Origin of the sequence: Stenotrophomonas maltophilia group sp. msm1 (genome assembly GCF_032025805.1) — a bacterium.
Taxonomy (GTDB): Bacteria; Pseudomonadota; Gammaproteobacteria; order Xanthomonadales; family Xanthomonadaceae; genus Stenotrophomonas; species Stenotrophomonas hibiscicola.
In genome coordinates this window covers 1035725-1052500 of sequence record NZ_JAVSKH010000001.1, presented here as the reverse complement: position 1 = coordinate 1052500, position 16776 = coordinate 1035725, and the positions used below count along the sequence as shown (strand labels likewise).

14 protein-coding genes are annotated in these 16776 nt (G+C 67.6%); 10 read left to right on the top strand and 4 right to left on the bottom strand.

Features of this window, described 5'->3' with window-relative positions:
* Window positions 1-504: 504 nt before the first annotated feature.
* Window positions 505-1716: a tyrosine--tRNA ligase gene (tyrS, locus tag ROV95_RS04635; RefSeq protein WP_021203122.1), complete on the bottom strand. Its 1212-nt coding sequence runs from the start codon at window positions 1714-1716 to the stop codon at window positions 505-507.
* 167 nt (window positions 1717-1883) lie between these two features.
* Between tyrS and ROV95_RS04630 the strand changes: the two genes are divergently transcribed.
* Together ROV95_RS04630 and ROV95_RS04625 are read left to right on the top strand one after the other, a co-directional pair.
* Complete coding sequence (locus tag ROV95_RS04630) at window positions 1884-3356, top strand: peptidoglycan DD-metalloendopeptidase family protein (RefSeq protein ID WP_312543266.1); 1473 nt, start codon at window positions 1884-1886, stop codon at window positions 3354-3356.
* A gap of 65 nt (window positions 3357-3421) precedes the next feature.
* Window positions 3422-4549, top strand: a complete 1128-nt coding sequence (locus ROV95_RS04625; protein WP_180877591.1) for an anhydro-N-acetylmuramic acid kinase — start codon at window positions 3422-3424, stop codon at window positions 4547-4549.
* Window positions 4550-4628: 79 nt separating this feature from the next.
* Here ROV95_RS04625 and ROV95_RS04620 read toward each other — a convergent pair whose 3' ends face one another.
* The 3 genes from ROV95_RS04620 to ROV95_RS04610 form a co-directional block, all read right to left on the bottom strand.
* Entirely contained in the window at window positions 4629-4859 is a 231-nt protein-coding gene (locus ROV95_RS04620) for a hypothetical protein (RefSeq protein ID WP_005407775.1), read from the bottom strand.
* Between the two features lie 77 nt (window positions 4860-4936).
* Window positions 4937-6310 (bottom strand): MFS transporter, encoded by a 1374-nt coding sequence (locus tag ROV95_RS04615; RefSeq protein ID WP_312543264.1) that lies wholly within the window; start codon window positions 6308-6310, stop codon window positions 4937-4939.
* Complete coding sequence (locus ROV95_RS04610; RefSeq protein ID WP_005420469.1) at window positions 6307-7107, bottom strand: exodeoxyribonuclease III; 801 nt, start codon at window positions 7105-7107, stop codon at window positions 6307-6309. Before ROV95_RS04610 ends, ROV95_RS04615 begins: the two co-directional genes overlap by 4 nt.
* Window positions 7108-7269: 162 nt before the next feature.
* Here ROV95_RS04610 and pyrE point away from each other — a divergent pair, with 162 nt between their 5' ends.
* The 8 genes from pyrE (at window position 7270) to ROV95_RS04570 (ending at window position 16767) form a co-directional block, all read left to right on the top strand.
* Window positions 7270-7929: an orotate phosphoribosyltransferase gene (pyrE, locus tag ROV95_RS04605; protein WP_010486876.1), complete on the top strand. Its 660-nt coding sequence runs from the start codon at window positions 7270-7272 to the stop codon at window positions 7927-7929.
* An 18-nt stretch (window positions 7930-7947) separates the two neighbouring features.
* On the top strand, window positions 7948-8610 hold the full coding sequence (locus ROV95_RS04600; protein ID WP_312543263.1) for a hypothetical protein: 663 nt from the start codon (window positions 7948-7950) through the stop codon (window positions 8608-8610).
* A 221-nt stretch (window positions 8611-8831) separates the two neighbouring features.
* Window positions 8832-8924 (top strand): potassium-transporting ATPase subunit F, encoded by a 93-nt coding sequence (locus tag ROV95_RS04595; protein WP_005407770.1) that lies wholly within the window; start codon window positions 8832-8834, stop codon window positions 8922-8924.
* A 12-nt stretch (window positions 8925-8936) separates the two neighbouring features.
* Window positions 8937-10646 carry a potassium-transporting ATPase subunit KdpA gene (gene kdpA / locus ROV95_RS04590; RefSeq protein ID WP_312543262.1) on the top strand — a complete coding sequence of 570 codons (1710 nt, stop codon included), beginning with the start codon at window positions 8937-8939 and terminating at the stop codon, window positions 10644-10646.
* A gap of 10 nt (window positions 10647-10656) precedes the next feature.
* Window positions 10657-12714, top strand: a complete 2058-nt coding sequence (gene kdpB / locus ROV95_RS04585; protein WP_312543261.1) for a potassium-transporting ATPase subunit KdpB — start codon at window positions 10657-10659, stop codon at window positions 12712-12714.
* The gene (gene kdpC, locus ROV95_RS04580; protein ID WP_312543260.1) at window positions 12711-13361 is read left to right on the top strand and encodes a potassium-transporting ATPase subunit KdpC; all 651 of its coding nucleotides are present in this window, start codon (window positions 12711-12713) and stop codon (window positions 13359-13361) included. Before kdpB ends, kdpC begins: the two co-directional genes overlap by 4 nt.
* Window positions 13362-13412: 51 nt before the next feature.
* On the top strand, window positions 13413-16073 hold the full coding sequence (locus tag ROV95_RS04575) for a sensor histidine kinase KdpD (protein ID WP_312543258.1): 2661 nt from the start codon (window positions 13413-13415) through the stop codon (window positions 16071-16073).
* Entirely contained in the window at window positions 16054-16767 is a 714-nt protein-coding gene (locus tag ROV95_RS04570; RefSeq protein ID WP_312543257.1) for a response regulator transcription factor, read from the top strand. The genes ROV95_RS04575 and ROV95_RS04570 overlap by 20 nt, the downstream gene beginning before the upstream one ends.
* Window positions 16768-16776 lie beyond the last annotated feature (9 nt).

Below are 16776 nucleotides of genomic sequence, written 5' to 3'. Positions count from 1 at the left end.
AGATCAAAATTTAAAGCTGCAGATGATTGATGCTGGCAACGTATCGCTTGCTTTAAAACAATTAATAGTTGCTTGATCAAACGTCTGCAAGATGGACAATCATCCTTCCTGCAGGCGCCTTCACAAGATACCTGCGCATACTTTCAAAGATCCGGGGAAGTGGCCTCAGCGCCGTTCCCGTGTGCTGCGAAGTTTCCTTCGTAGCGAGCCGCCCATTATGCCAGACTTTTTCAGTCCGTCAACACCTTCGTTCGATCATCTCGTTCGGCGGTGGTGGGCGCCCTGTTGTCGCTGAAGCCCCTTGGTGGCGACCCCTGCGACGGGGGAGGAGAAGTATGTCCCCATTCCCATCATTTGTGAAGGGGGTGTGGCGATTTTTTTCACCGGATGTTGCATCTGTTCATGCGCCGCGCTGCGGTAGGAACCCGTGAAGAGCAGCCGAGCGTGGGCTTGGCTCTACAAGAGCATAAGGAAGGGCCGGCTGGCGCCGGCCCTTCCTTGATGTCAGCCAGCGATCAGGCGTACGCGGGCGAAGGTGCGCTTGCCTACCTGCAGCAGGCCTTCGAAGCCCGGCTGCAGCACCTGCTGGCCGTCTTCGACCACTTCGCCATCCACCTTCACCGCACGCTCCTTGAGCTTGCGGTTCGCTTCGGAGTTGCTCGGAGTCAGGCCGGCCGCGGTCAGCAACGCGGCGATGCGCAGGCCCTCGGCCGGAATCGCCACCTCCTGCAGCGGCAGCTGGGTGATGTCGCCCTGCCCGGTCACCGCCGCTTCCCAACCGGCGATCGCCTGTTCGGCCGCCGCGGCGTCATGGAAGCGGGTGGCCAGTTCACGCGCCAGGCGCAGCTTGACCACGCGCGGGTTCAGGCCGCCATTGGCCACCTGCTCGCGCAGCTGCACGGCCTCGGCCTGGCCGATGTCGAAGGACAGCAGCTCGATCCAGCGCCACATCAGGGTGTCGTCCACCTTCATTGTCTTGGTGACGATGTCGATGGCCGGCTCGCTGATGCCAATGTAGTTGCCCAGCGACTTGGACATCTTGTTGACGCCGTCCAGGCCTTCCAGCAGCGGCATGGTCAGCACCACCTGCGGCTTCTGGCCGTGGTGTTCCTGCAGGCCACGGCCCATCAGCAGGTTGAACTTCTGGTCGGTGCCGCCGAGTTCGACGTCGGCCTCCAGGGCCACCGAGTCGTAGCCCTGCACCAGTGGGTACAGGAACTCATGGATGGCGATGGACTGCTGGGCGGCATAGCGCTTGGCGAAATCGTCGCGCTCGAGCATGCGCGCCACGGTGTGCTGGCCGGCCAGACGGATCATGTCGGCCGCGCCCATCTTGCCGAACCACTCCGAGTTGAAGCGGACTTCGGTACGGCTGCGGTCCAGCACCTTGAAGACCTGCTCCTCGTAGGTGCGGGCGTTGGCCAGCACATCGTCGCGGCTGAGCGGCTTGCGGGTCAGGCTCTTGCCGGAAGGGTCGCCGATCATGCCGGTGAAGTCGCCGATCAGGAAAATGACCTGGTGGCCGAGGTCCTGGAACTGGCGCATCTTGTTCAGCAGCACCGTATGGCCAAGGTGCAGGTCGGGGGCGGTGGGGTCGAAGCCGGCCTTGATCCGTAGCGGGCGGCCTTCCTGCAGGCGCGCACGCAGATCCTCGAGCTTGAGGATCTCGTCGGCACCGCGGCCGATCAGGGCAAGGGCTTCTTCAATCGAGGACACGTGACTACTCCCGGCAACGCCGATTCTTGTGTGGGGTGTTAAAGCAAAGTTAACCCGATTGGCTTCACAAAAGCCAATGGGCACAAGGGTTTGACGCGCTTTTATCAGGTGTCTATGGTAACCGGCGATCAGGCCCGCGCTCCCGGGCTGCAAGGAAAGAACCGCCGATGCACAACTCCGAACAAGGGCGCGCACGCAAGCAGCGCTTCCAGGAACGCCTCCACGTCCTGCACGACAACGCCCTGCATCGGAAGCTCAGGCAACACCTTCCCGCGGCCTTCAATGAGCGCTGGACCCGCCGCCACTGGGTGCATGCCAGCCTGTTTGCCACCATCGGCGCCCTGGTGGCGACGATCGTGCCGGGCTTCTCGCACACCATCGACGCCCCCTTTGCCGACAGCCATACCAGCCTGGCACTGCCGTTGCCGCCGCTGACCATGGCCCGCCAGCAGCAGGTGCCGGGCGACAGCTGGCAGGTGCTGCGCGTGCAGCGTGGCCAGACCCTGAGCGACCTGTTCGACAAGGCCGGCATTCCGGCCACCACCCTGCACCGGGTACTGGACCACCCGGGGGCGCGCGAGGCGCTGACCAAGCTGCGCCCCGGTGCCGAGATAGCCTTCGACATGCCGCTGTCCGGCGACCTGCGCAGCATCCGTTTCGACCGCGATGCCGATAACCGGGTGGAACTGAGCCTGGTTGGCGATGACATCAAGGAGAAGGTGACCCGACGCGAGACCTCCACGCGCACCGTGGTCACCAGCGGTGAGATCACCAGTTCGCTGTATGCCGCGGCCCGGCGGGCCGGGCTGTCGCCCTCGGCGATCGCGACGATGACCGACGAGATCTTCAAGTACGACATCGACTTCTCCAAGGACCTGCAGCCGGGCGACCGCTTCAGCGTGGTGATGGATGAAACCTGGCGCGAAGGCGAGAAGGTGGACACCAGCAAGATCCTGGCGGCGACCTTCACCACCGGCGGCAAGACCTATTCCGGCTTCCGTTTCGACCGCAACGGCAAGGCCGAGTACTACGACATCAACGGCCGTTCGTTGAAGAAGAGCTTCATCCGCATGCCGATTCCGTTCGCGCGGCTGAGCTCGACCTTCGGCGCGCGCAAGCACCCGGTGCTGGGCAAGATGCGCATGCACAAGGGGGTGGACTACGCCGCGCGCACCGGCACCCCGATCATGGCCGCCGGCGACGCCCGCGTGCAGTTCGCCGGCGTGCAGCGCGGCTATGGCAACGTGGTGATCCTCGATCACGGCCGCGGCCATACCACCCTGTACGGGCACATGTCGCGCTTTGCGAACATCAAGACCGGCCAGCGCGTGGCCCAGGGCACGGTGATCGGCTACGTCGGCTCGACCGGCATGGCCACCGGCCCGCACCTGCACTACGAATTCCGCGTCAACGGCGAGCACCGCAACCCGCTGACCGTGACCATGCCGCCGCCGGAGCCGCTGAAGGGCGCCGAGCTGGTCGCCTTCCGCGCGCAGACCGCGCCGGCGATGGCCCGCATCCAGGGCATGGAGAAGCTGATCTACGCCGATGCCAGCCCGGCACCGACCAGCCGCGACGAGGCCGCCACCGAGGTTGCCAGCGCCAAGGACAAGCAGGCAACCGGCCGCAAGCGCGGCTGAGCCCCTTCGTTGACGAAGAAGGACGCGGCAGCACAAGCTTGCCGCGTCCTTTTTTTATGCCTGCCATGAACACACCTGCCGACGCTGACGCTCCCCTGTACCTTGGCCTGATGTCGGGCACCAGCGCCGACGGCATCGATGCCGCGCTGGTGCAGTTTCCCGCCGACGGTGGCTGCCGCTTCGTGCACGGGTTGACCGCCCGCTGGGAGCCGGTGCTGCGTGCGCGGCTGGTGGCGCTGGGTGAAGGCGGCCCGCTGGACTCGCTGGAGGAGCTCGGCGAGCTGGATGCGCGCATCGCGATCAACTTCGCCGAGTCGGCCAACCAGCTGCTGGCCGAAGCCGGCGTGGACCGCAGCCAGGTGCGCGCGATCGGCTCGCACGGCCAGACCGTGCGCCACCGCCCGCTGGCCGATCCGGCGTTCACCGTGCAGCTGGGCGACGGCAACCGCATCGCCGAGCTGACCGGAATCACCACGGTGTCCGACTTCCGCCGCCGCGACCTGGCAGCCGGTGGCCATGGCGCACCGCTGATGCCGGCCTTCCACCTGGGCATGCTGGGCACCGCCGATGAGGACCGCGCGGTGCTCAACCTGGGCGGCATCGCCAACCTGACCCTGATCCCGCGCGAAGGTGCGGTGCGTGGCTTCGATACCGGCCCGGCCAACGCGTTGATGGATGCCTGGTGCCAGCGCCATACCGGCCGCACCTTTGATGCCGACGGCGCCTACGCCGCCAGCGGCGCGGTGGACGAGGGCCTGCTTGCCGGCTGGCGTTCGGACCCGTGGTTCGCGCTGCCGCCGCCGAAGAGCACCGGGCGCGAGCAGTTCCACCTGACCTGGGCCGAGGCGCACATGGGGGAAGGCCAGTACGCCGCCGCCGATGTGCAGGCCACCCTGCTGGAGCTGACCGTGGCAACCGTGGCCGATGCGCTGCTGACGCAGCAGCCGCAGACCCGGCGCCTGCTGGTCTGTGGCGGCGGGGTACGCAACCGGCAGCTGATGACGCGCCTGGCGGCGCGGCTGCCGGGAGTGCAGGTGGAGTCCAGCGCGGTACACGGGCTGGACCCGGAATACGTGGAGGCGATGGGTTTTGCGTGGCTGGCGCAGCGGACCATGGAGGGACTGGCCGGCAACCTGCCGAGCGTGACCGGGGCCAAAGGGCCGCGGATCCTGGGGGCGATCCACCTGGCGTGAGGTGGCGCCATATACGCATGGCGTGGATCTACCGGGCAGCCGCGCGTGGGCTCGGCTCTACAGCATTGCGGCGCGGCCGCTAATCGAAGCCCTGCCCTGCCGGCAGGGCCTGCAGGGCGGCGATGGCGTCGGAGAGTGCGTCCACTTCGGGATCGCCGAAGCCGGAGCGGACCTCCAGTTCACTGCTGAACAGGCCCTGCTCCAGCAAGGCGGCGCAGGTCTGTTCGTGAGTCCAGCCGCGGGCGACCGCGACGCGTTTGATGCGTTCCAGCAGCAGCGGGTCCAGGTCCCGCAGCACAACGTCGGCCATGCTCGCTTCCCCGTTCGCAAGGCACCGCCCCCTCGGCGCGTCGGGGCGATGATCCCGCAGACCGGACGGGCAGGCAATCAGGTCGAGCTGGCGGCCTGGCGACGACGCTGCTGCAGGATCAGCAGGGCGCACAGGATCACCACCGGGATCGCCACCAACGCGGTACCGACGAAGAACAGCGCGTAGCCTTCCAGCAGCGTCCGGCCTTGTGCGAGCGCCTGTACCGACCACCCCGAGAGTCCCTTGAGCGCCTTGCCGGGCATCGCGTAGAACGAACTCAGCAGCGCGTACTGGGTTGCCGTGTATCCGATGCTGGTCAGGCTCGACATATAGGCGATCAGCGCCGTACCGGCGAAACCGCTGGCGAAGTTGTCGATGGCCATGGCCACGGCGAAATGGGTTGTGTCCGGGCCGGAATAGGCCAGCCAGGCAAACGCCAGGTTGGAGGCCGGCCCCAGCACGGCGCCCACCATCAGCGCCGCCAGCACGCCCCAGCGCACCGAAACCAGGCCCGCCGCAGCAATGCCGACGAAGGTCGCGACCAGGCCCACCGAGCCACGCACGGCGCCCACGGTGTCCTCGTCCAGGCCGAGATCGACATAGAAGGGGTTGGCCATCGGCCCCATGACGAAGTCGGCCATGCGATAGATGCTGATGGCCACCAGGATCAGGATCGCGCCGCTGCGGTGTTCGCGGACGAAGGCGATGAACGGCCCGGCCACGGCGTCGAACAGACCGCGTGGCGTCCACAGCGAGGTCGCCTGTGCCTGCACGGCAGCCACTTCCCGCGCGGGCTCGCGGGCCATGAGCACGGCCGCCACGCCAAGCGCCATCAGCACGGCCATGATCTCGTAGGAGACCTGCCAGCCGACACGGGCCGCGATGATCAGGATCAGCGCATCGGTGACCAGCAAGGCAGTGCGGTAGCCCAGCGCCGAGGATGAGGTCAGCAGGCCGAGCTGCTCGCTGTTGTCAGCGCTTTCGATGCGCCAGGCATCGATGACGATGTCCTGGGTGGCCGAAGCAAACGCCACGATCACGGCCATCACGCCGAATACGACGATGTGCTGCCAGTCGACACCCAGGAACTGGATCTGGCCGCCCTTGGGCTGGACCAGTGCCATGCCGACCAGCCCCACCACCACGACCAGCTGCGACAGCAGCATCCAGCCGCGGCGGCGGCCGAAACGACCGAACAGAGGCACGTCGGTCTTGTCGACGATCGGCGCCCACAGGAACTTCATGGTGTAGGCCAGCCCGACCCATGACAGGAAACCGATCGTGCTCAGCTCGATGCCTTCCTTGCGCATCCAGAAGCCGAGCGTGTTGCCCACCAGATAGATGGGCAGGCCCGAACTGAAACCGAGCAGCAGCATCGCCAGCACCTTGCGCTGGCTCAGGTTGGACAACACCTGCTGCCACGGTCGGCGCGGCTTGGCGGCCTCGGTCACAGGTCGTAGTCCACGGTGAACGGGGCGTGGTCGGAGAAGCGCTCGTCGCGGTAGATCGAACAGCTACGCAGTTTGTCGCGCAGGCCCGGGGTGATGAACTGGTAGTCGATACGCCAACCGACATTGTTGGCACGGGCGGCGCCGCGGTTGCTCCACCAGGTGTAATCCTCGCCGGTGGGGTTGAGCAGGCGGTAGGCATCGGCCCAGCCACGGCCGGCGGCGACATCGGTGGCCTGGCCATGGTCGGCGCACAGGGCGTTGAGCCAGTCGCGCTCCTCCGGCAGGCAGCCGGAATTCTTCTGGTTGGACTTCCAGTTCTTGATGTCCAGCGCCGAACGCACGATGTTCCAGTCGCCGCACAGCACGTAGTCGCGGCCGCTGCGCGCCCACTCCTCCAGGATCGGCCGCAGCCATTCCATCACTTCGAACTTGAAGCCCTGGCGCAGGTCGCCCGAGCTGCCGGACGGGATGTAGAAGGAGACCACGCTGAGGTTGCCGTAGCGTGCCTCGATATAGCGGCCTTCGTCGTCGAACGGGGCCCAGCCCAGCGAGGTGATGACCTGGTCCGGTTCGCGCTTGCTGTAGATCGCCACGCCGCTGTAGCCCTTCTTGGTGATGGCATCGCGATAGAAGCAGTGGTGCCCATCCGGACGGAACATCGGGTCGGTCAGCTGGTCTTCCTGGGCCTTGGTCTCCTGGATGCACAGGACGTCGGCGTCCTGGGCACGGAACCAGTCGAGGAAGCCCTTGGTCGCGGCGGAACGGATGCCATTGGCGTTGAAACTGATGATGCGCATGCAAGGGACCTACGACAGGAAACCGGGCAAGCATACCGGTTGCCCACGGGGCTGCGCAGTCTGCCCGGCCAGGCCGCGACGCCCTTCACACGGGTCCGGACGAGCGCGAAACGCCCAGCTGGATTAGGATTTATGCTCCAAATGAAGATGAATCGAGTTTTGATGAGCGACCACCGCCACCGTTTCCTGCAGCTGGCCCTGACCGCCGACGCCCTGCGCTTCGGCCAGTTCACCCTCAAGTCCGGCCGGCTGAGCCCCTATTTCTTCAACGCCGGTCGTTTCGACTCCGGTTCGCTGCTGTCGCAGCTTGGCGCCTGCTACGCCGATGCCATCGATGCCACCGGAATCAAGTACGACGTGGTGTTCGGCCCGGCCTACAAGGGCATCCCGCTGGCCACCGCGATGGCCTGTGAGCTGGCCCAGCGTGGCCGCGACCTGCCGCTGTCGTTCAACCGCAAGGAAGCCAAGGACCATGGCGAAGGCGGCCAGCTGATCGGCGCGGACATGAATGGCAAGCGCGTGCTGATCGTCGACGACGTGATCACCGCCGGTACCGCGATCCGCGAAGCGCTGGGCATCATTCGCGCTGCCGGTGGCACCCCGGCCGGCATCGTGGTGGCGCTTGACCGCCAGGAGATCGCTTCGGAAACCGATCGCCGTTCGGCGGCGCAGTCGGTGGCCGAGGAGGCCGGCATTCCGGTGATCGCCGTGGCATCGCTGGCCGATCTGCTTGATTTCGCCTCCGGCAACCCGGAACTTGTGGGCTACCGGCAGCCGCTGGAAGCCTACCGGGCCCAGTACGGCGTCCGTTCGATCCGCTGACCGACCAGGGGAAAGGTCATGTCCCGAGTTCCTGCTGTTCTCTTTGCCGGCCTGCTGCTGGCCATGCCGTTCACGCTGCCGGCGCAGTCGCGGGGTGGCGACAAGGTGGAGAAGAAGCTGTACTGCTGGAACGAGGGCAAGGAGCGGATCTGCAGTGATTCGCTGCCGGCCGATGCGGTCAATCACGCCCGCGAAGAGTTCAACGCGAAGAGCGGCCTGCGCAATGCGCAGGTCCAGCGCGCGTTGACCGACGAAGAGCGTGCCGCCGCCAGCACGGTGGCCGCGCAGCAGCAGCTGGACCTGATGGCTGCGCAGACCCGCCAGCGCACCGAGCAGGCGATGCTGACCACCTATGGCAGCGAGGACGACCTGCGCCGGGTGTTCGCCGAACGCCAGGAAGTGCTGGACAACAACCTGAAGACAGCCGAGTACAACGTCACCAGCCTGCGCGAATCGCTGGTGGCGCTGCTGTCGGCCGCCGGTGACCGCGAACTGGCCGGTGGCAAGGTGGCCGACAAGCAGGCCGAGGCGATCCGCCAGCGGCATGTACAACTGCAGTCGCAGCAGCGCCTGCAGGCCGGGTTCCTGCAGCAGCAGCAGGCGTTGAAGGCCGAAATTGAAAGCACCCTGCAGCGCTATCGCGAGCTGAAGGGCGTGGCACCGGCGAGCCAGGCCCCGTGATTCGCTTGTAGAGCCGAGCCCATGCTCGGCTCCGCGTGACCTTGGGAAAGAGCAGCCGAGCATGGGCTCGGCTCTACAGTAGTCGGCGCCTGGTTACGGGTTGGCCCACGGAATTTATGCACTCTTTACGCGTCGGCCCGGTCCGGCGCGTAGTGCGTTTATGGGCGGCAGGACGACGATGACGACCTGAGGTGGAGGGGTTCCACCAGGACGCTATTGCAATGTCCCCCTGGCTGTCGTTGTTGTGTGGCGTGCTGGTGCTGGTCGCCGCCGCCTATCTTCTTTATGTCGTGCTGCGGCCCGAGTCGTTCTGAGCGGAGCCGGCCATGACTGAGATGCTTGTGATTATTGCCGCCAGCCTGCTGCTGGCGTGGCCGCTGGGCCTGTACCTGGCCCGCGTGATGCGTGGCACGCCGATGAAGGTGGACGTGCTGTTCCACTGGATCGAGAAGCCGCTGTATCGGATGTTCGGTGTTGATCCGGTACGTTCGATGTCCTGGCGCGGCTACGTGCTGGCCTTCGTGCTGAGCAACGTGGTGGTCGCGGTACTGACCCAGGCGGTGTTCATGACCCAGGCCTGGCTGCCGCTGAATCCGGACCAGATCCCGAACATGCGCTGGGACACCGCACTGCATACGATGATCTCGTTCCTGACCAACACCAACCAGCAGCACTATTCTGGCCAGGCGCAGCTGTCTTACCTCTCGCAGATGACCGGCATCACCGGCCTGCAGGTGGTGACGCCGATGATGGGCCTGGCGCTGGCGGTGGCCACGCTGCGCGCGTTGTTCTCGCGCGCGCCGCAGGCTGCGGCGGCCACCGGTGCCGGCGACGACCGCCAAGTGGCGGTGGGCAACTACTATGTGGATGTGGTGCGCCTGTGCGTGCGCTTCCTGTTGCCGCTGTGCCTGGTGTGGACGCTGCTGCTGACCAGCCAGGGCGTGCCCTCGACGATGGCCGGTGGCCCGCAGGCCTCGCCGATCGATGCCAGCGCCGGCATGGCCCAGCAGAAACTGCCGCTGGGCCCGGTGGCAGCGATGGTCGCGGCAAAGCAGCTTGGCGCCAACGGTGGCGGCTGGTACGGCCCGAACAGCAGCTTCCCGCTGGAGAACCCCACCCCGCTGTCGAACGCGCTGGAGATCGTTGGCATCCTGCTGGTGCCGATGGCGGTGATCTTCATGATCGGTGCGTTCACCGGCCGGCGCCGGTTCGGCGCTCTGGTGTTCAGCTGCATGCTGGGCATGTCGCTGCTGTCCACCGGCGCGATGATGTGGAGTGAAGGGCACAGTGCCAGCGCCGCCACGCCGCTGCTGATGGAAGGCAAGGAGGTGCGCTTCGGCGCCGACGGCACGGCGCTGTGGGCCGCGGTGACCACCCAGGTTTCCAACGGCTCGGTCAACGGCATGCATGACTCGCTGGCGCCGCTGAGTGGCGGCATTGCGATGGTCAACATGCTGGTCAGCGCGATCTGGGGCGGCATCGGCTGTGGCCTGCAGCAGTTCATCGTGTACCTGCTGCTTGGCGTGTTCCTGGCCGGGTTGATGACCGGGCGTACGCCGGAACTGTTCGGCCGCAAGCTGGAAACGCCACAGGTACGCCTGCTGGCCCTGCTGGTGTTGCTGCAGCCGATCACCCTTCTCGTGTTCACCGCGATCACCCTGGCCGTGCCCGGGCTGGCCGGTACCTCCAACCCTGGCTTCCATGGCATCAGCCAGGTGTTCTACGAGTACGTCTCGGCCTACGCCAACAACGGCTCGGGTTTCGAGGGGCTGGGCGACGCCACGCTGTGGTGGAACCTGAGCTGCTCGCTGGTGCTGCTGCTGGGCCGCTTCCCGCTGCTGATCATCCCGCTGGTGGTGGCCGCACAGCTGGCCGCCAAGCGCCAAGCGCCGGAGTCTGCCGGCAGCCTGCAGATCGAAACCCCGACCTTCGCCCTGACCCTGGTCTCGGTGATCGTCATCATGACCGTGCTGCAGTTCATGCCGGCGCTGGTACTCGGCCCGATCGCCGACCACCTCAGCCTGGGACTGCACTGAGGACACCCCGATGAGTACCCACGCAAGTTCCACCCGTAGTTCCCTTGCCCCGCGCCCTGCGCTGCTTGATGGCGCCGGCCTGCGCCGTGCGTTGATCGAGGCGGTGCGCAAGCTGTCGCCGATGCACCTGGTGCGCAGCCCGGTGATGGCGGTGGTGATGGCCGGTACGATCGTTGCCGCGATCGTCACCCTGACCGGCAATGCGCCGCTGGGCTTTGGCCTGGCGGTGACCGCGATCCTGCTGGTGACCGTGCTGTTCGGCAACTTCGCCGAAGCGGTGGCCGAAGCACGTGGCCGTGGCCAGGCCGCATCGCTGCGCCGCGCGCGCCAGGACCTGGTGGCGCGCCGCCTGGCCGCACCGCAGCCGGGGGCTGCGGAAACCCAGGTACCTGCCGCCGAGCTGCGCCCGGGCGACCATGTGATCGTCAGTGCCGGTGAGCTGGTGCCGGCCGATGGCGAGATCGTGCAGGGCCTGGCCACCATCAACGAGGCGGCGGTGACCGGCGAGTCCGCGCCGGTGCTGCGCGAGGCCGGTACCGACCGTTCCGGCGTGATCGGCGGCACCAAGGTGCTGTCCGACCAGATCATCGTGCGGGTGACCGCCGAGCCGGGCCACAGCTTCCTGGACCGGATGATTGCCCTGGTGGAGGGTGCCAACCGGCAGAAGACGCCGAACGAGATCGCGCTGACCCTGCTGCTGGCGGCGATGACGCTGACCTTCCTGGTGGTGGTGGCGACGCTTCCGGCGATCGGCGCGGCGGTAGGCGTGCAGGTCGATCCGCTGCTGCTGATCGCGCTGCTGGTCTGCCTGATCCCGACCACCATCGGCGGGCTGCTGCCGGCCATCGGCATCGCCGGCATGAACCGTGCGTTGGCCGCCAACGTGCTGGCCAAGTCGGGCAAGGCGGTGGAAGTCGCTGGAGACGTGGATGTGCTGCTGCTGGACAAGACCGGCACCATCACCTACGGCGACCGCCAGGCCAGCCATTTCCATCCGCTGGCCGGCATCGACGCCAGCCAGCTGCGTGAAGCGGCGCTGCTGTCTTCGCTGGCCGACCCGACCCCGGAAGGCAAGTCGATCGTGCGCCTTGCGCGCGAACAGGGCTGCGCCACCGCCGAACCGGACCATGCCGACTACCTGGCCTTCACTGCCCAGACCCGGATGTCCGGCGTGGACCTGGAACATGGGCGGCAGATCCGCAAGGGTGCCGCCGATGCGATCCGTGCTCACGTGCAGGCGCTGGGTGGCAACGTGCCTGCGGAACTTGCAGGTCGCGTCGAGCAGGTGGCACGCAACGGCGCCACCCCGCTGGTGGTGGCCGAGGGGCGACACGTGCTGGGCGTGATCGAGCTGTCGGACGTGGTCAAGCACGGCATGCGCGAGAAGTTCGCGCAGCTGCGGGCGATGGGCATCCGCACGGTGATGATCACCGGTGACAACCCGCTGACCGCCGCCGCCATCGCTGCCGAGGCCGGCGTCGACGACTACATCGCCGAAGCGCGGCCGGAAGACAAGCTGGCGCGCATCCGCCAGGAGCAGGCCGGTGGCCGCCTGGTGGCGATGGTCGGCGACGGCACCAACGACGCCCCGGCGCTGGCCCAGGCCGACATCGGCCTGGCGATGAACTCCGGCACGCAGGCGGCGAAGGAGGCCGGCAACATGGTCGACCTCGATTCAGACCCGGCCAAGCTGCTGGCGGTCGTGGAAGTGGGCAAGCAGCAGCTGATCACCCGCGGTGCGCTGACCACCTTCTCGCTGGCAAATGACGTGTCCAAGTACTTCGCGATCCTGCCGGCGCTGTTTGCCGCGGCCGTTCCGACCATGGCCGCATTGAACGTGATGCAGCTGTCGAGCCCCCGCAATGCGGTGCTGGCGGCGCTGATCTTCAACGCCCTGGTGATTCCCGCACTGATCCCGCTCGCCCTGCGTGGCGTGCGCTTCCGTCCGGCCACCGCCACCGCGCTGCTGCGCCGGAACATGCTGGTGTACGGCCTCGGCGGCGTGCTGTTGCCGTTCGCGGCAATCAAGCTGATCGACCTCTTCCTTGTCCTGGTATTCGGCGCATGAACCGTTCTGCTTCCACCTCATCTTCCCTTCCGGGCGACGCCAAGGCCGAGGCCCGCGTCGCCAGCCTGCAGGATGGCGCCTGCTGGCGCCCGGCGATCGGCCTGGGCCTGGCCACCCTGCTGCTGGCCGGCGCGGTCTACGCCGGCATCGCCACCGGCTTTGCCGGGCTGGCCTACCCGACCCAGGCCGAAGGCAGCCTGCTGCGCGATGGCAGCGGCCAGGTGCGCGGCTCGGCATGGCTGTCGCAGCCGTTCACCGGTGACGGCTACTTCCAGGCGCGTCCGTCAGCGGCCAACTACGATCCGATGGCCGCGGCCGGTTCCAACCTGGCGCGCAGCAACCCGGCACTGGCCGAGCGCGTGGCCGCCAGCACGGCTGCGGTAGCCGCACGCGAAGGTGTCGCGCCGGCGCAGGTGCCTGCGGATCTGGTCACCCAGTCCGCAGGCGGCCTGGATCCGCAGCTGTCGCCGGCGGCGGCTCAGCTGCAGGTGGCACGCGTAGCGCGTGCCCGTGGCCTGCCGGTGGAGCGCGTACAAGCGCTGGTGCAGGCGCATACCGAAGGCCGCCAGTGGGGCCTGTTCGGCCAGCCGCGGGTGAACGTAGTGACGCTGAACTTCGCGCTGGACCACGCGGCCAAGGCGCCGTGATGCCGGCCGACACCGGCTGCGCGCACAATGGCGGCCATGACAGCGGCACCCATGACTGATGCGCGTACCCGCCAGGCCGATGCCCTGGTCGAAGGCCTGCAACGCGAAGCCGGCGGCAAGCTGACCGTGTTCCTCGGCGCGGCGCCGGGCGTGGGCAAGACCTACACCATGCTGACCCGCGCGCAGGAACAGCTGCGCCGCGGCGTTGACCTGGTGGTCGGGCTGGTGGAAACCCACGGCCGCGCCGATACCCAGGCGCTGCTGGAGGGCCTGCCGCAGCTGTCGCTGAAAGCGGTGGCCTACCACGGCCACACCCTGCAGGAGATGGACCTGGATGCCGTGCTCGCGCGGCACCCAGCGCTGGTACTGGTGGATGAACTGGCCCATCGCAACGCGCCGGGCAGCCGCCATGAGCGCCGCTGGCAGGACGTGATGGAGCTGCTGGACGCCGGCATCGACGTCTGGACCACGGTCAACATCCAGCATCTGGAAAGCCTCAACGATGTGGTGATGCGCATCACCGGCGTGCGCGTCAGCGAGACCGTGCCGGACGGTGTGCTGGACCGACTGCACGACATCGTGCTGGTGGACCTGCCGCCGCGCGAACTGATCGCGCGCCTGCAGCAGGGCAAGGTCTATGTGCCCGAACAGGCCGCACAGGCACTGCAGGCGTTCTTCTCACCGGCCAACCTGACCGCGCTGCGCGAACTGGCGATGCAGGAGGCCGCCGACCGCGTCGACAGCAGCCTGCGCGAAACCCGCGCCGCGCGTGGCGAAGGCAATCTGCCCCTGCGTCGCGGCGTTCTGGTGGCCATTGATGGCGGCGGTCAGAGTGAATACCTGGTGCGCGTGGCGAGGCGCATCGCCGAGCGCCGCGACGCACCGTGGACGGTGGTGACCGTGCAGGGGCGACGCCAGGACGAGGCGACCCGGCGTGAGATCGATGCAGCCTTCGCGCTGGCACGGCGCCTGGGCGGCGACGCCGAACTGCTGCACGGATCGAGCATCGCCGATGCCCTGCTCGACCACGCCGCGCACAATGGCGTGTCGACCCTGGTGCTGGGCCGTACCCGCGAACGTCCACTGGCACGGATGTTCAACCGCACCCTGACCCAGCAGCTGATCCAGCGTGGCGCGCATTACGAGATCACCATCATCAGCACGCCGCAGGCACGCGCACGCTCGCGCCGCGAGAGCCTGCTGCCGCCGATGCGCGGCATCAGCTACGAGCCTGCACAAGCCCTGATCGCGACCGCATTGGCCTGTGCGGTGGCGTGGCTGGCCGAACACTGGGTGGGCATGGCCGACCTGTCGATGGTGTTCATCGTGGCGGTGGTGCTGGTGGCCGCACGCACGCGCGCCAGCGTGGCGGTGATGGCCGCGATCCTGTGTTTCCTCGCCTACAACTTCCTGTTCATCGCGCCGCGCTTCACCTTCGCCATCGGTGCACGCCAGGGCGTGATCACCGTGTTCCTGTTCCTGGCCGCGGCACTGGTGGCCGGGCGCCTGGCCTCGCGCCTGCGCATGCAGGTCATCGCGCTGCGTGCGGCCAACCGCCATGCGCGCGCGCGCCAGCAGCTGGGGCGGCAGCTGGCCAGTGCGGCCGGCAATGGCGAGGTGGCACAGGCGGGTCGGCACGCACTGGAACAGGCCATGGACGTACCTGCGTGGCTGCGGATCGGCGCCGATACCGCAACCGGTGGCCGTTCGCAGCCGGGCGATACCGATCTGGCCGCCGCCGACTGGGCCCTGCGCCACGGCCAGCCCAGCGGCCGCTTCACCGACACCCTGGCCGGTGCGCAGTGGTGGTTCCTGCCCCTGCTGGATGGCGAAGACCGCGCCATCGGCGTGGCTGGCCTGTACCTGCCCGGCGCGCAGGCGCGCCTGCTGCCCGAACAACGGCAGCTGGCCGAAGCGATGGTCGATGACATCGCACAGGCCGCGCTGCGCACGCGGCTGGTGGCGGAACTGGAGCAGGCACACGTCAGCAACGAGACCGAGCGGTTGCGCTCGGCCCTGCTCTCTTCGGTGTCGCACGACCTGCGCTCACCGCTGGCGGCGATGATCGGTTCGGCCGACAGCCTGGCCAGCTATGGCGCGGCGATGGATACGGCCGATCGCCGTGCTCTGCTGGACACCATCCTAGTCGAAGGCGAACGGCTGGATCGCTACATCCAGAACCTGCTGGACATGACCCGCCTCGGCCACGAAGGGCTGAAAATCAACCGCGACTGGATCGGCGTGGACGAACTGATCGGCTCGGCGGCGCGGCGCCTGCAGCGCTACCAGCCGAAGGTGCGGCTGGAACTGGACATCCCGGCCACGCTGGCGCCGATCTGGGTGCACCCGGCGCTGGTCGAGCAGGCGGTGTTCAACGTGATGGAGAACGCGGCCAAGTTCTCGCCGCCCGATGCCGCCGTGCAGGTGCAGGCGCGCGAACTGGACGGCCAGCTGCGCATCGACGTGATCGATGCCGGCCCCGGCATTCCCGACGACGAACGCGCGCGCATCTTCGACATGTTCTACAGCGTCGAGCGCGGCGACCGCGGCCGCCACGGCACCGGCCTGGGCCTGACCATCTGCCAGGGCATGATCGGCGCACATGGCGGCAGCGTGCAGGCGCTGCCCGGACGCGACGGTCGCGGTACCCTGATCCGCATCACCCTGCCCCTGCTCAAGCCAGCCTCCCACGATGAGCCCGACCCCGATTGATGCCAGCGTGCCGGCCGCACGCGTGCTGGTGATCGATGATGAAACCCAGATCCGCCGGTTCCTGGACATCAGCCTGCGCGCGCAAGGCTACCAGGTGCGGCAGGCCGCCACCGGCCAGGAAGGCCTGCAGCTGGCCGCCAGCGAGGACATGGACCTGGTGATCCTGGATATCGGCCTGCCGGACATGGAAGGCCACGAGGTCCTGGAACAGCTGCGGCAGTGGAGCCAGGTGCCGGTGATCATGCTGACCGTGCGCGCCGGCGAAGCCGAGAAGGTGCGCGCACTGGATACCGGCGCCAACGACTACGTGACCAAGCCGTTCGGCACGCAGGAACTGATGGCGCGCGTGCGGGCGCTGCTGCGCACGCGCAGCGTGCCGACCGATGGCACACCGCCGGTGTTCGACGATGGCCATCTGCATGTGGACCTGGTGCGCCGTGAAGTGGCACTCGATGGTGAACCGGTGGCGCTGACCCGCAAGGAATACGCGCTGCTGTCGCTGCTGCTACGCAATGCCGGGCGCGTGGTGACCCAGCCGCAGATCCTGCAGGAGATCTGGGGGCCGACCCACCAGCACGACACCCATTACCTGCGCATCCTGGTCGGCAAACTGCGGCACAAGCTGGGTGATTCAGCGCTGGATTCGCGCTACCTGTTCACCGAGCCGGGCGTGGGATTGCGGTTCAAGGGGTAGTGCCGGCCG